This window comes from Hydrogenophaga sp. LT287 (assembly GCF_055702805.1).
The window spans coordinates 253,613-265,784 of sequence record NZ_JBVPZC010000003.1 but is presented as its reverse complement, the minus strand read 5'-3'; the positions used below and the strand labels follow the sequence as shown (position 1 = coordinate 265,784).

Here is a 12,172-nt window from a genome sequence, read left to right as displayed (position 1 = left end):
CTGGGTTTGGCTTAGGCCTGTTGTTGTTCGAATTCGCGCATGTACGCCACCAGCGCCTGCACACCCGCGAGCGGCATGGCGTTGTAGAGGCTGGCGCGCATGCCCCCCACCGATTTGTGGCCCTTGAGCTGCAACAGGCCACGCGCCTTGGCGCCGGCCAGGAAGGCGTCGTTGCGGGTTTCGTCGCGCAAAAAGAACGGAATGTTCATGCGTGAGCGACAGTCTTTGGCCACCTTGTTCAGATACAGCTGCGACTGGTCAATGAATCCATACAGCAGGTCGGCTTTGGCCAGGTTGCGGTGCTCCATGGCGGCCACCCCGCTCAGGTTGCCTTCCCGTTGGCGTTTGAGCCACTGAAAGGTGAGCCCCGCCATGTAAATGGCGTAAGTGGGCGGCGTGTTGTACATCGAGCCGTTGTCGGCCACGGTTTTGTAGTCAAACGCGCTGGGGCAGATGGACAGCGCGTGGCCCAGCAGGTCTTCGCGCACCACTACCAGCGTCAGGCCGGCTGGCCCCAGATTTTTCTGGGCACCGCCAAACGCCAGGCCCACCCGCGACCAGTCCACGCTGCGCGAGGCGACGTGGGAGGAAAAGTCGATCACCAGCGGTGCGTTGCTGCCCAAGGCTTTCAGGTCGGGCAGCTCATGGACTTCCACGCCGTGGATGGTCTCGTTGCTGCACAGGTGCACATACTGCGCCTCGGCGCTCAGCTGCCATCCGCCCGGGGCGGGCAGGGAGGTATGGGCGTCGACTTCGTTGCTCGCTGCCAGATGCGGCTGGCAGTACTTGCGCGCTTCTTTGAACGATTTCTGGCTCCAGCTGCCCGTCACCACAAAGTCCACTGCGCCACCGCGTGAGAGGTTCAGCGGCACGATAGCGTTTTCAGCCAGGCCACCGCCTTGCATGAACAAAATGCGGAAATGTGCGGGCACAGCCAGCAGCTCTCGCAAATCGGCTTCTGCTGCGGCAATGATGGACATGAACTCCTTGCCGCGGTGGCTCATCTCCATCACGCCCATGCCGCTGCCCTGCCAGTCCAGCATTTCCGTCGCCGCTTGTTGCAGCACCTCGGTGGGCATGGCGGCAGGGCCGGCGGAAAAGTTGTAAGGGCGGTTCATGGCAAAAAATCGGTGGCTCAGGCCACGCTGCAAGGTGGCCAGGGGGTGCTAAGAGCGCCGTGCTGCCCCGGTGTGAGGCGGCGCACGGTGGGTTCCGTCAAGGTGCAGGCGTTCCTTCTGGCTCGCTGCCCTCGCTGTCGTCCGTTGGTTCCACCTCGTCGGCTGGCACATTGGCGTCGTTTTCCACAATGCGCTGCAGGCCTGAGAGCTCGGAACCCTCGTCCAGTGCGATCAGGGTCACGCCTTGCGTGGCGCGGCCCATTTCTCGGATCTCGCTGACCCGCGTTCGCACCAGCACACCCTTGTCCGTGATGAGCATGATCTCGTCGTCGGTGTGCACCAGCGTGGCTGCCACCACCTTGCCGTTGCGCTCGCTTTGCTGGATGGCGATCATGCCTTTGGTGCCGCGACCATGGCGGGTGTATTCCGCAATCGGGGTGCGCTTGCCATAGCCATTGATGGTGGCCGTCAGCACGCTCAAGCGGGTGGTCTCAGGTGTTGCGCCCTCGGGCGCCTCGTCGCGCTCGGCCACCAGCATGGCGATCACGTTCTGGGTTTCTTCGATCATCATGCCGCGCACGCCGCGCGCATTGCGGCCCATGGGGCGCACGTCGTTCTCATCAAACCGCACAGCTTTGCCACCGTCACTGAACAGCATCACATCGTGCTGTCCGTCGGTCAGCGCGGCGCCAATCAGGTAGTCGCCTTCGTCCAGGTCCACCGCAATGATGCCGGCCTTGCGCGGGTTGCTGAATTCGTTGAGTGTCGTTTTCTTGACCGTGCCCATGGACGTTGCCATGAACACATAGCGGTCTTCAGGGAAGCTGCGTGCCGCGCCTGTGAGCGGGAGCACCACGTTGATCTTCTCGCCTTCTTGGAGCGGGAACATGTTGACGATGGGGCGACCCCGAGAGCCGCGCGAGCCAGCAGGCACTTCCCACACCTTCAGCCAGTACAGCCGGCCACGGTTGGAGAAGCACAGGATGTAGTCGTGTGTATTGGCAATAAACAGCTGGTCGATCCAGTCGTCTTCTTTGGTGGCCGTGGCCTGCTTGCCGCGTCCGCCGCGTTTTTGAGAGCGGTATTCGCTCAAAGGCTGGCTCTTGATATAGCCACTGTGGCTCAGCGTCACCACCATGTCGGTGGGGGTTATCAGGTCTTCGGTGCTCAGGTCTTGCGCGCTGTGCTCGATCTCGCTGCGCCGGGCGCCCAGTTTGGTCTGGCCAAACTCCATCTTCACTTCGGTCAGCTCTTCACCAATGATGGTGGACACGCGCTCGGGCTTGGCCAGGATGTCCAGCAGGTCGTCAATGACGCCCATGACCTCCTTGTACTCCGCCACGATCTTGTCCTGCTCCAGGCCGGTCAGGCGCTGCAGGCGCATTTGCAAGATCTCTTGCGCTTGGGTTTCCGACAGCCGGTACAGGCCATCGCCACCCATGCCGAATTCCTTTTCCAGGCCGTCGGGTCGGTAGTCGTCGGCATTGACCACACCGCCGTCCTGACGCGAGCGCGTCAGCATTTCGCGCACCAGTTGGCTGTCCCAGCTGCGGGTCATCAGTTCGGCCTTGGCCACCGGTGGGGTAGGGCTCTCGCGGATGATTTTGATGAATTCGTCGATGTTGGCCAACGCCACAGCCAGGCCCTCCAGCACATGGCCGCGTTCGCGGGCCTTGCGCAGGTTGAACACAGTTCGCCGTGTGACCACTTCCCGGCGGTGCTCCAGAAACACCTGGATCAACTCGCGCAGGTTGCACAGACGCGGCTGGCCGTCGATCAGCGCCACCATGTTGATGCCGAAGGTGTCCTGCAACTGCGTCTGCTTGTACAGGTTGTTCAGCACCACTTCGGGCACTTCGCCGCGCTTCAATTCAATCACCAGGCGCATGCCCGATTTGTCCGACTCGTCCTGAATGTGGCTGATGCCTTCAATTTTCTTTTCGTGCACCAGTTCGGCAATGCGTTCCTGCAGCGTCTTTTTGTTGACCTGGTAGGGCAGTTCGTCCACGATGATCGACTGGCGCTGGCCGCGGTCGATGTCTTCGAAGTGGCACTTGGCGCGCATCACCACGCGGCCGCGACCCGTGCGGTAGCCGTCCTTCACCCCGTTGATGCCGTAGATGATGCCGGCCGTGGGGAAATCCGGCGCGGGGATGATCTCCATCAGATCGTCAATCGTCGCCTCGGGGTTTTTGAGCATGTGCAGACACGCATCCACCACCTCGTTGAGGTTGTGCGGCGGAATGTTGGTGGCCATGCCCACGGCAATGCCGGACGATCCGTTCACCAGCAAATTCGGCAGTCGCGACGGCAAGACCAGCGGTTCTTTTTCCGAACCGTCGTAGTTGGGGCCGAAGTTGACGGTTTCCTTGTCGATATCGGCCAACATCTCATGCGCGATCTTCGACAGACGGATTTCCGTGTAACGCATGGCTGCCGCGTTGTCTCCGTCCACCGATCCGAAGTTGCCTTGGCCGTCCACCAGCATGTGGCGCAGCGAAAAGTCTTGCGCCATGCGAACGATGGTGTCGTACACCGCGCTGTCGCCGTGCGGATGGTATTTACCAATCACGTCACCCACGATACGCGCCGATTTTTTGTACGGTCGGTTCCAGTCGTTGTTCAGCTCGTGCATGGCAAACAGCACGCGCCGGTGTACCGGCTTCAAGCCGTCACGGGCATCGGGCAGTGCACGGCCCACGATCACGCTCATGGCGTAATCGAGGTAGCTGCGGCGCATCTCTTCTTCAAGACTGATGGGCAGTGTCTCTTTGGCAAACTGTGTCATGAGCAGGTGCAGGTATCCATGTAAGAGCCGAAAGGCAACCCAGCATTTTAAGGGTGTCCACCACGGGCTTCGAAATTCATTGTTTGTTGTGCATCAACAACGAATAGGGGGCCTTCGTTGGAAGTGCTCACAGGCCGGGGTGCCATCATCTGGCAGCCTGTCGCTGGCTTGTGGCACAATAAAATCCAACGTTTTGAGTGGTGGTCACTCTCAGCGTCATTGATTTACGCAGTTTGTCTGCGGTTTACCTAGAGGAATACCATGAAAAAATTGAACAAAGTGGCAATGCTGATTGCAACCGCTGCCATGGCATCTGCTGCTGCCGCCGCTGGGCACTCCGCTGTGGGCGCAACGATTGACAACTGGCGTGCAGCTGACGGCACCGTTTGGAAAAACGGCACCAACGAACTGTGCTGGCGCGATGCCAACTGGACCCCAGCAACCGCAGCCGCAACTTGCGACGGCGCCATCGTGCCCAAGGCCGCTGCACCTGCTCCAGCACCTGCGCCCGCACCAGCTCCTGCCGCTGCGCCCGCACCTGCTCCAGCACCAGCGCCCGCACCAGCTCCTGCCCCGGCAGCTGCTGCCAAGGTGACCTACGCTGCTGACGCCTTCTTCGACTTCGACAAAGCCGTGCTGAAGCCTGAAGGCAAAGCCAAGCTGGACGATCTGGCTGGCAAAGTCGGTGGCATCAACCTGGAAGTCGTGATCGCTGTGGGTCACACCGACTCCACCGGCGCTGCTGGCTACAACCAGGCTCTGTCGAACCGCCGCGCTGAAGCTGTCAAGGCTTACTTGGTGAGCAAGGGCATCGAAAGCAACCGCATTTACACCGAAGGCAAGGGCCTGACCCAGCCGGTTGCTGACAACAGCACCCGCGAAGGCCGCGCCAAGAACCGCCGCGTGGAAGTGGAAGTTGTCGGCACCCGCGCCAACTAATCGACCCACCGCTTAGGCGAAAAAAACCGCGCTTCGGCGCGGTTTTTTTATGGCCGCCCGATAATCACACCATGAACACACACGTCAATGCCGATCCGGCCGAACTGGCCAAATTTTCCGACCTGGCCCACCGCTGGTGGGACCCCGAGAGTGAGTTTCGTCCCTTGCATCAGATCAACCCTCTGCGGCTGAACTGGATTGACGGGCTCGTGAATTTGAATGGCAAGAATGTGCTGGATGTGGGGTGCGGCGGCGGTATCTTGTCCGACTCCATGGCGCGCAAGGGTGCGCTGGTTACGGGCATTGACCTATCTGTCAAAGCCTTGCGCGTGGCCCAACTTCACGCGCTGGAGGCTGGGACCCGCAACGTGACCTACCGCGAAGTCAGTGCTGAGGCCATAGCGCTTGAGCAGCCTGGCAGTTTTGACGTTGTGACCTGCATGGAAATGTTGGAGCACGTGCCTGATCCGGCTTCTGTGGTCAAAGCCTGTTCCGATTTGGTCAAGCCTGGTGGTTGGGTATTCTTCTCCACCATCAACCGCAACCCCAAGTCGTTTCTGTTTGCCATCATTGGCGCTGAGTACGTATTGCAGTTGCTTCCCAAAGGCACCCACGAATACGCCAAGATGATCCGTCCCAGTGAGCTGGCCGGGTTCTGCCGGTCAAGCAGCCTGGAGCTGAGCGAAACCCGCGGCATGGAATACAACCCCTTGACCCGCCGGTACTGGTTGAGCCAAGACACCAGCGTGAACTACATGTTTGCGACCCGAAAGCCATGACCGGGTGTGTGTTCCGCGGTATCCGCGCGGTATTGTTTGATCTGGATGGAACCCTGATCGACAGTGCCCCTGACCTGGGCGCTGCGGCCGACCTGATGCGTACCGGCCGTGGACTGCCTTCTTTGCCGCTGGAGCTTTACCGGCCCATGGCAGGTGCTGGTGCGCGGGGCATGTTGCACGTCGCATTTGACATGTCGCCCGAGCACAAAGACTACGAAGCGCACAAAGAAGAGTTTTTTGTGCATTACGAGGCTTGCTTGACGCAGCGAACGCAAGCATTTTCAGGGGTGGGGGAGCTGCTGGACGTGCTGCGCGGACATGGATTTCTCTGGGGTGTTGTCACCAACAAGTCGCAGCGCTTCACCCTGCCCTTGACGCGAGCCATGCCGCTGTTCAATACGGCCAGCACCATCATCAGCGGCGACACCACACCCCATGCCAAACCCCATCCTGAGCCTCTGCTAGAGGCTGCCCGCCGCCTCAATCTGCCGCCCGCGGTGTGTGTGTATGTGGGCGATGACGAGCGAGACATCGCGGCCGGCCGGGCCGCTGGCATGTTTACTGTGGCTGCGCGATACGGTTATCTCGGCATGGGCGCCGACGTTTCTAGCTGGGGCGCTGATGCCGAGGTAACTTCTCCGGTAGGGGTCTTGAAATTGCTGGAAATGCCTTAAACTTGAATGCTCAGGGGCTGCACTGGTTTCGACGTGGGTTCGGACGCGCAGCAGGGCATGTCGAGGTTCTGTCACCTCGTTAAACCGCAGAAAAAAAACTAACTGCAAACGACGAACGTTTCGCACTCGCCGCTTAATTGCCGGTGAGCTTTGCAACAGCAGGCCTATGGGCTGGGCAAGGGTTCAGACGGCGCAAGCCGCGAGAGTCCAGGCTGCAAAGATAATTTAATAGGCTGGTCGTGCGTTGGGTAACTTAGCGCATGGCAAGACAATAGGTTGCTGGCGTTTTGTATAGCGTGCCACTGTGCGATACAAAATGTGAGACTCAAACCAGATGGCTACACATGTAGAACTGTTCGAAGAAGGCTTGCGGACGGGGGTTCAAATCCCCCCAGCTCCACCATACCCTGTGACAAAGGCCGCTAGGAAATGCTCCTAGCGGCCTTTTTCTTTGGCCGCACGGACAATCAACTTGTTGCCCTTCGCACACATCCAGGTGCGCCGAATAGGGCAGGGCATTGCGCGAGGGCTGGCTTTTGTGTGGTTGAGCCGGAGGCGGCGTTTTATGAAAGGCATTTGAACAACAAAAAACCGCCCGAAGGCGGTTGTTTGCTTTTTTTGCTGGCAGCGCACCGGTTTCAAACGGCAGACCCTGCGGGTCTGGGCTGTGGCCTGACTGTTCAGGCCGGTGTGTGATCAGGCAGCGGCGAGAGCCAGTGCTTTGACCTTGCTGGACAAACGGCTCTTATCGCGAGCTGCTTTGTTCTTGTGGAAGATGCCTTTGTCGGCAACGATGTCCACCACTTTTTGCATTTTGGCAAACAGTTCGGTGGCTTTGGTCTTGTCGCCGGCCAAAACGGCCTTTTCGACGTTTTTCACGGCGGTGCGGTACTTCGAACGCAGCGAGGTGTTGGCGGCGTTGATCTTGACGTCTTGGCGAACGCGTTTACGGCCAGACGCCAGACGGGGGTTTTTTTTCTTCGGCTTGGTTGCCATGGTAGTTTTCCTTCAAATGTTTGGAGATGATGCCAGCAAAGCCCGCGATTTTAGCATGTTCTAAATCACGGTCTCGCAGCGTCCCGCCGAGCGCAGGCGGCTCTGGTGCCTCTTTGGGCTGAAGCGTGCTCAAACTGCTTCCACGGGTGCTGGGTACACTTCCTTGGTGACCTTGTTCAAATCTGCCTCCCTCGTTTCTTTGTTGACGCTGGTTTCACGCATCACTGGCTTGGTGCGTGAGCTGTTGATGGCCGCCACGTTTGGTGCCAGTGCGCTGACCGACGCGTTCAACGTCGCTTTTCGCATTCCCAATTTGCTGCGCCGCCTGTTTGCGGAAGGGGCGTTTAGCCAGGCCTTTGTGCCTGTGCTGGCCGGTGTGCGTGAAAAGGAGGGCGATGAAGCGACCCGTCAGATGGTGGACCAGATTGCGACGGTGCTCGCCTGGGCCTTGACCATCACCTGTGTGCTGGGGGTCGCCGGCGCGCCGGTGCTGGTGTGGGCCATGGCCAGCGGTTTGAAGCAAAGCCCGCAGGGCTTTGAGGCCGCTGTTTTCATGACGCGCTGGATGTTCCCCTACATCGCGTTCATGTCGTTTGTGGCGTTGTCGGCTGGCATTTTGAACACGTGGAAGCGCTTTGCCGTACCGGCTGCCACGCCAGTGTTGCTGAATGTGGCGATGATTGCTGCCGCCTACTGGGGCGCGCCTTGGTTTAAAAGCCTGGGTATCGAGCCGATTTACGCCATGGCGGGTGGCGTGCTGCTGGGTGGTGCGCTGCAGTTGGCGGTACAGCTCCCGGCTTTGCACCGGTTGGGTATGCTGCCTCACGTCCGGTTGCGCTGGTCTTCGCTGAAAGCGGCGTGGAACCACCCGGGTACGCGGCGCGTCACCACGTTGATGTTGCCAGCGCTGCTGGGCGTGAGCGTGGCTCAAATTTCCTTGCTGATCAACACCCAGATCGCGTCCCATTTGGTCACCGGCAGTGTCAGCTGGCTGACGTATGCCGACCGGTTGATGGAGTTCCCCACGGCCATGCTGGGGGTGGCACTGGGTGTGGTGCTGCTGCCCCAGTTGGCTGCGGCCAGGGCGGCTGACGATGCTGTGCGCTACAGCGGCTTGCTGGACTGGGGACTTCGGTTGGTGGTGTTGCTGGCGGTGCCCTGTGCGGTGGCTTTGCTGACCTTTGCCAAGCCCTTGGTGGCTGTGCTGTACCACTACGGTGCTTTTACGGCGGCCGATGTGCAGCAGACGTCGGTGGCGCTGATGGGCTACGGCGCGGGCCTGATCGGTTTGATCGCCATCAAGGTGCTGGCGCCCGGTTTTTACGCTCGGCAGGACATTCGTACGCCGGTGAAGATCGCCATTGTGGTGCTGGTGCTGACGCAGTGTCTGAACTTTTTGCTGGTGCCGTATTTCGCCCACGCGGGTTTGGCGCTGGCCATTGGTCTGGGTGCCATGGTCAATGCCTTGTGGCTGTTGATGGGTCTGATGCGCCGCGGTGCCTACATGCCTACCCCGGGATGGGCGCGTTTTGGCTTGCAGGTGGTGGCGGCCAGCGCGCTGCTGGCGGTGTTTCTGATGTGGGCTGCGGCCCGCTTCGCATGGCTGGGTTTTGAGGGCCAAGCCTTGCAACGTGTGGGCCTGCTGGCCCTGTGTGTGGGGGGCGGTGTGCTGGTGTATTTTCTGGCCTTGTTGCTGGCGGGTTTGAATCTGCGCCAGTTCGTCAGAAAATAAGGCCCATTGCCGCTTCATGGCGCTGACTGGCGTTGCAACTCATGTCCTCTGCCTTTGACTTTTCTGTGCCCACGCCCCTGGGTTATTTCGCTGCTCTGGTGGGTGATGACGACAGCTTGCCGCTGTTGGAGGCTGCTGCGTCCATTGCGCAAGACGAGTACCCCGACCTGGATGTGCAGCAGGTGCTGGGCGACGTGGACCAACTGCTGGCCCGCGCTCGCCGGCGCTGTGGTGATGTGACCGACCCGCTGCAGCGGCTGCGCGTCTTGAACCAGTTTTTCTTTCGGGACATGGGGTTTGGCGGCAACGTCAACAACTATTACGACCCCGACAACAGCTATCTGAACGTGGTGCTGCGCACGCGCCGCGGCATTCCCATTGCGCTGGCCGTGTTGTGGCTGGAACTGGCCCAGGGTCTGGGGCTCAAGGCGCGGGGTGTCAATTTTCCGGGTCACTTCATGGTCAAGGTGAATTTGCCCAATGGCCAGGCGGTGATCGACCCGTTCACCGGGCAGTCGTTGAGCCGGGAAGACCTGTCTGAGCGGCTGGAGCCTTACAAGCGCCGCAACGGTCTCGTGGACGATTTCGACGTGCCGGTCGGGCTTTACCTGCAGGCGGCGACACCGCGCGATATTTTGGCGCGCATGTTGCGCAACCTGAAGGAAGTGCACCGCACGCAAGAAGACTGGCTGCGTCTGATTGCGGTGCTGGACCGGCTGCTTATTTTGCTGCCCGATGCCTGGACCGAATACCGAGACCGCGGCCTGGCATGGGCCGAAATGGGTGACAACCGGCTGGCTGTGGCCGATCTGGACACCTACCTGGCGCAAACCGACGACGCGCTGGACCGCGATGCGATTGGCCAGCGCCTGCAGGAGCTGCGCCGCGCCCTGAACTGATGACCGCAGCGCAAGCGCGGGCGGTGCTGTGTTTTACCTGCGCTCTGTGCGCCAGCGAACAGACTTTTTTACATTTTGAGCGCCTCATGTGTGGGGGTGTAACCGGGGTTGACCTGCCACCCCAAGCCCTTCAACAATGCCATTGGCGCTGTCATTTTTTGCAGCAAAGTCCAACCCAACGAGAACCACAACCATGCTGAAAAAACTCTACCGCCTCGTCGCCGCCGTCATGATTCCTTGCATCATGCTGGCGGGTGTTCCCCTCACGGCCCAAGCCTCCATGGTGTCCACCGAGCAAGCCATGGTGACCGCCGCTGGCGACGCCGACCGTGAGCGCGTCACGGCGTTCTTCTCGCGGGACGACGTCCAGACCTCGCTGCAAGCGCAAGGTGTGAGCGCCAGCGACGCCATTGCCCGTGTGCAGGCCTTGTCCGACGCCGAAGTGGCCCAACTGGCCGACCGCGTGGACCAGGCGCCTGCTGGTGCTGGCGTGGTAGGCGTGCTGTTCACGGTGTTCCTGATTCTGTTGGTGACCGACATCATGGGCCTGACCAAAGTGTTCCCGTTCACACGCAGCATTCGATGAGCGTCTGGCGATCTCGCCACGCAGCCCCCGCTTTGGCGGGGGTTCTGCTTTGTGTGTCGCTCTTGTTGGGCGGCTGTGCTGCCACCCCACAACTGGCGCAGCTGGAACGGCAGTGGCCCACGCAACTCCCCGAGCGCGTGTTGTTGGATCGGGTGCCTTTTCACCCGCAAGACGACAACCTCTGTGGTCCGGCCACCTTGGCCATGGTGGCGCAGGCGGCCGGCAAGTCGGTCACGCCCGAACAGCTCACGCCGCAGGTTTACCTGCCTGGGCGCCAGGGTGCCTTGCAGCTGGAAATGCTGGCGGCTGCGCGCCGCCAGGGCTTGGTGGCCTACCCGCTGGCGCCCAGCTTGCAGGCTGTGCTGACCGAAGTGGCCGGTGGCCATCCGGTGCTGGTGCTGCAAAACCTGTCGCTGCCTATCTCGCCCATGTGGCATTACGCGGTGGTGGTGGGCTTTGACCGCGATCGCCGCGAGATCTTGCTGCATTCGGGGACCACGGCCCGCATGGCCATGCCCTTGTCGACCTTCGAGCACACCTGGGCGCGGTCGGACCACTGGGCTTTCCGGGTCAGCCCACCCACCCAATTGCCGGCCACCGCACAACCCGACGCCTGGGCCAGTGCCGTGGCGCCGCTGGAGCGGGTGGACGCGCAAGCCGCCGAAACCGCTTACGCCACGGCGCTGGTTGCCTGGCCTGGGCACCGCATCAGCCTCTTGGGCCTGGGCAACACCGCTTACGCGCTGGGCCGCCGCGAAGACGCCGCGCGCGCGTTTGAGTCCACCACCCAGGCTCACCCAGACTTCGCCGACGCGTGGAACAACCTGGCGCAGGTGCGCCTGGAGTTGGGACAGCTGGGCGCGGCACACCAGGCGGCCTCGAAGGCCGTGGCGCTGGGCGGTCCCCGTTTGCCGGGGTACCGCGCATTGCTGGACAAGATCGACGCCCAGCGCCGGTGACCGCTGCCGATTTTTTTGCCGGCACCACAATGGGCGTTTTGCACAAGGAAGCACGTTATGTCACGTTTGATGCTGGTGGGCGCCACGGGTCTGGTGGGGCATTGCGTGCTGCAGCAGGCGCTGGCAGACGCGCGGGTGCACCAGGTGGTGGCGCCCACGCGCCGCGCGCTGGCGCCACACCCCAAGCTGCTCAACCCGCTGGTGGACTTTGACCACTTGCCGGAGGACGCCGATTGGTGGGCGGTGGAGGCGGTGATCTGCACACTCGGCACGACCATCAAGGCGGCAGGCTCACAGGCTGCGTTTTACCGTGTGGACCACGATTACCCGCTGCAGGTGGCGCGTCTGGCTCAGTGCCATGGCGCAAAGGCCTACGCGCTCAATTCAGCCCTGGGGGCTTACCCGACATCGCGTGTGTTTTATTCGCGCACCAAGGGCGAACTGGAGCGGGATTTACAAGCGCTGGGCTACCCGTCACTCACGTGTGTGCGGCCAGGCCTGATCGGTGGCAAGCGCCAGCAAGACCGCCCCGCCGAGCAGCTGGCGGTGCGGCTGTCAACGCTGCTGCAGCCCTTGCTGCCCAGGCGTTACCGCGTGGTGCCGGCAGCTCGTATTGCCCACTACCTGCTGCAGGCGGCGCTGGCAGGCACACCCGGCGTGCGGGTGCTGATGTCAGAGCAACTGGTCTAACCAGCTGCGCTG

Annotated in this window: 11 protein-coding genes and 1 other RNA gene; 9 read left to right on the top strand and 3 right to left on the bottom strand. The window is 61.4% G+C overall.

Annotated features, from left to right (window positions below):
- Positions 1-11: 11 nt before the first annotated feature.
- Both serC and gyrA read right to left on the bottom strand, forming a co-directional pair.
- The gene (gene serC, locus AC0GNR_RS04845; protein WP_472899869.1) at positions 12-1,118 is read right to left on the bottom strand and encodes a 3-phosphoserine/phosphohydroxythreonine transaminase; all 1,107 of its coding nucleotides are present in this window, start codon (positions 1,116-1,118) and stop codon (positions 12-14) included.
- A 97-nt stretch (positions 1,119-1,215) separates the two neighbouring features.
- On the bottom strand, positions 1,216-3,906 hold the full coding sequence (gene gyrA, locus AC0GNR_RS04840) for a DNA gyrase subunit A (protein ID WP_472899868.1): 2,691 nt from the start codon (positions 3,904-3,906) through the stop codon (positions 1,216-1,218).
- A gap of 261 nt (positions 3,907-4,167) precedes the next feature.
- On the opposite strand from gyrA, the gene ompA reads away from it, so the two are divergent.
- The 4 genes from ompA (at position 4,168) to ssrA (ending at position 6,701) form a co-directional block, all read left to right on the top strand.
- The gene (gene ompA, locus AC0GNR_RS04835) at positions 4,168-4,845 is read left to right on the top strand and encodes an outer membrane protein OmpA (RefSeq protein ID WP_472899867.1); all 678 of its coding nucleotides are present in this window, start codon (positions 4,168-4,170) and stop codon (positions 4,843-4,845) included.
- Between the two features lie 71 nt (positions 4,846-4,916).
- Positions 4,917-5,624 carry a bifunctional 2-polyprenyl-6-hydroxyphenol methylase/3-demethylubiquinol 3-O-methyltransferase UbiG gene (gene ubiG / locus AC0GNR_RS04830; protein WP_472899866.1) on the top strand — a complete coding sequence of 236 codons (708 nt, stop codon included), beginning with the start codon at positions 4,917-4,919 and terminating at the stop codon, positions 5,622-5,624.
- Positions 5,625-5,632: 8 nt separating this feature from the next.
- Positions 5,633-6,298 carry an HAD-IA family hydrolase gene (locus AC0GNR_RS04825; protein WP_472899865.1) on the top strand — a complete coding sequence of 222 codons (666 nt, stop codon included), beginning with the start codon at positions 5,633-5,635 and terminating at the stop codon, positions 6,296-6,298.
- Between the two features lie 13 nt (positions 6,299-6,311).
- Positions 6,312-6,701: a transfer-messenger RNA gene (ssrA, locus tag AC0GNR_RS04820) on the top strand.
- 293 nt (positions 6,702-6,994) lie between these two features.
- Here the strand turns inward: ssrA and rpsT are convergent.
- Entirely contained in the window at positions 6,995-7,294 is a 300-nt protein-coding gene (rpsT, locus tag AC0GNR_RS04815; RefSeq protein WP_304839857.1) for a 30S ribosomal protein S20, read from the bottom strand.
- Positions 7,295-7,460: 166 nt separating this feature from the next.
- Between rpsT and murJ the strand changes: the two genes are divergently transcribed.
- The 5 genes from murJ (at position 7,461) to AC0GNR_RS04790 (ending at position 12,160) form a co-directional block, all read left to right on the top strand.
- Positions 7,461-9,026: a murein biosynthesis integral membrane protein MurJ gene (murJ, locus tag AC0GNR_RS04810; protein WP_472899864.1), complete on the top strand. Its 1,566-nt coding sequence runs from the start codon at positions 7,461-7,463 to the stop codon at positions 9,024-9,026.
- A gap of 41 nt (positions 9,027-9,067) precedes the next feature.
- Positions 9,068-9,925 carry a SirB1 family protein gene (locus AC0GNR_RS04805; RefSeq protein ID WP_472899863.1) on the top strand — a complete coding sequence of 286 codons (858 nt, stop codon included), beginning with the start codon at positions 9,068-9,070 and terminating at the stop codon, positions 9,923-9,925.
- Positions 9,926-10,118: 193 nt separating this feature from the next.
- Complete coding sequence (locus AC0GNR_RS04800) at positions 10,119-10,511, top strand: PA2779 family protein (RefSeq protein WP_472899862.1); 393 nt, start codon at positions 10,119-10,121, stop codon at positions 10,509-10,511.
- A 53-nt stretch (positions 10,512-10,564) separates the two neighbouring features.
- Positions 10,565-11,470, top strand: a complete 906-nt coding sequence (locus AC0GNR_RS04795; protein ID WP_472899861.1) for a PA2778 family cysteine peptidase — start codon at positions 10,565-10,567, stop codon at positions 11,468-11,470.
- 57 nt (positions 11,471-11,527) lie between these two features.
- Positions 11,528-12,160 (top strand): Rossmann-fold NAD(P)-binding domain-containing protein, encoded by a 633-nt coding sequence (locus AC0GNR_RS04790; protein WP_472899860.1) that lies wholly within the window; start codon positions 11,528-11,530, stop codon positions 12,158-12,160.
- The last annotated feature ends 12 nt before the right edge of the window (positions 12,161-12,172 follow it).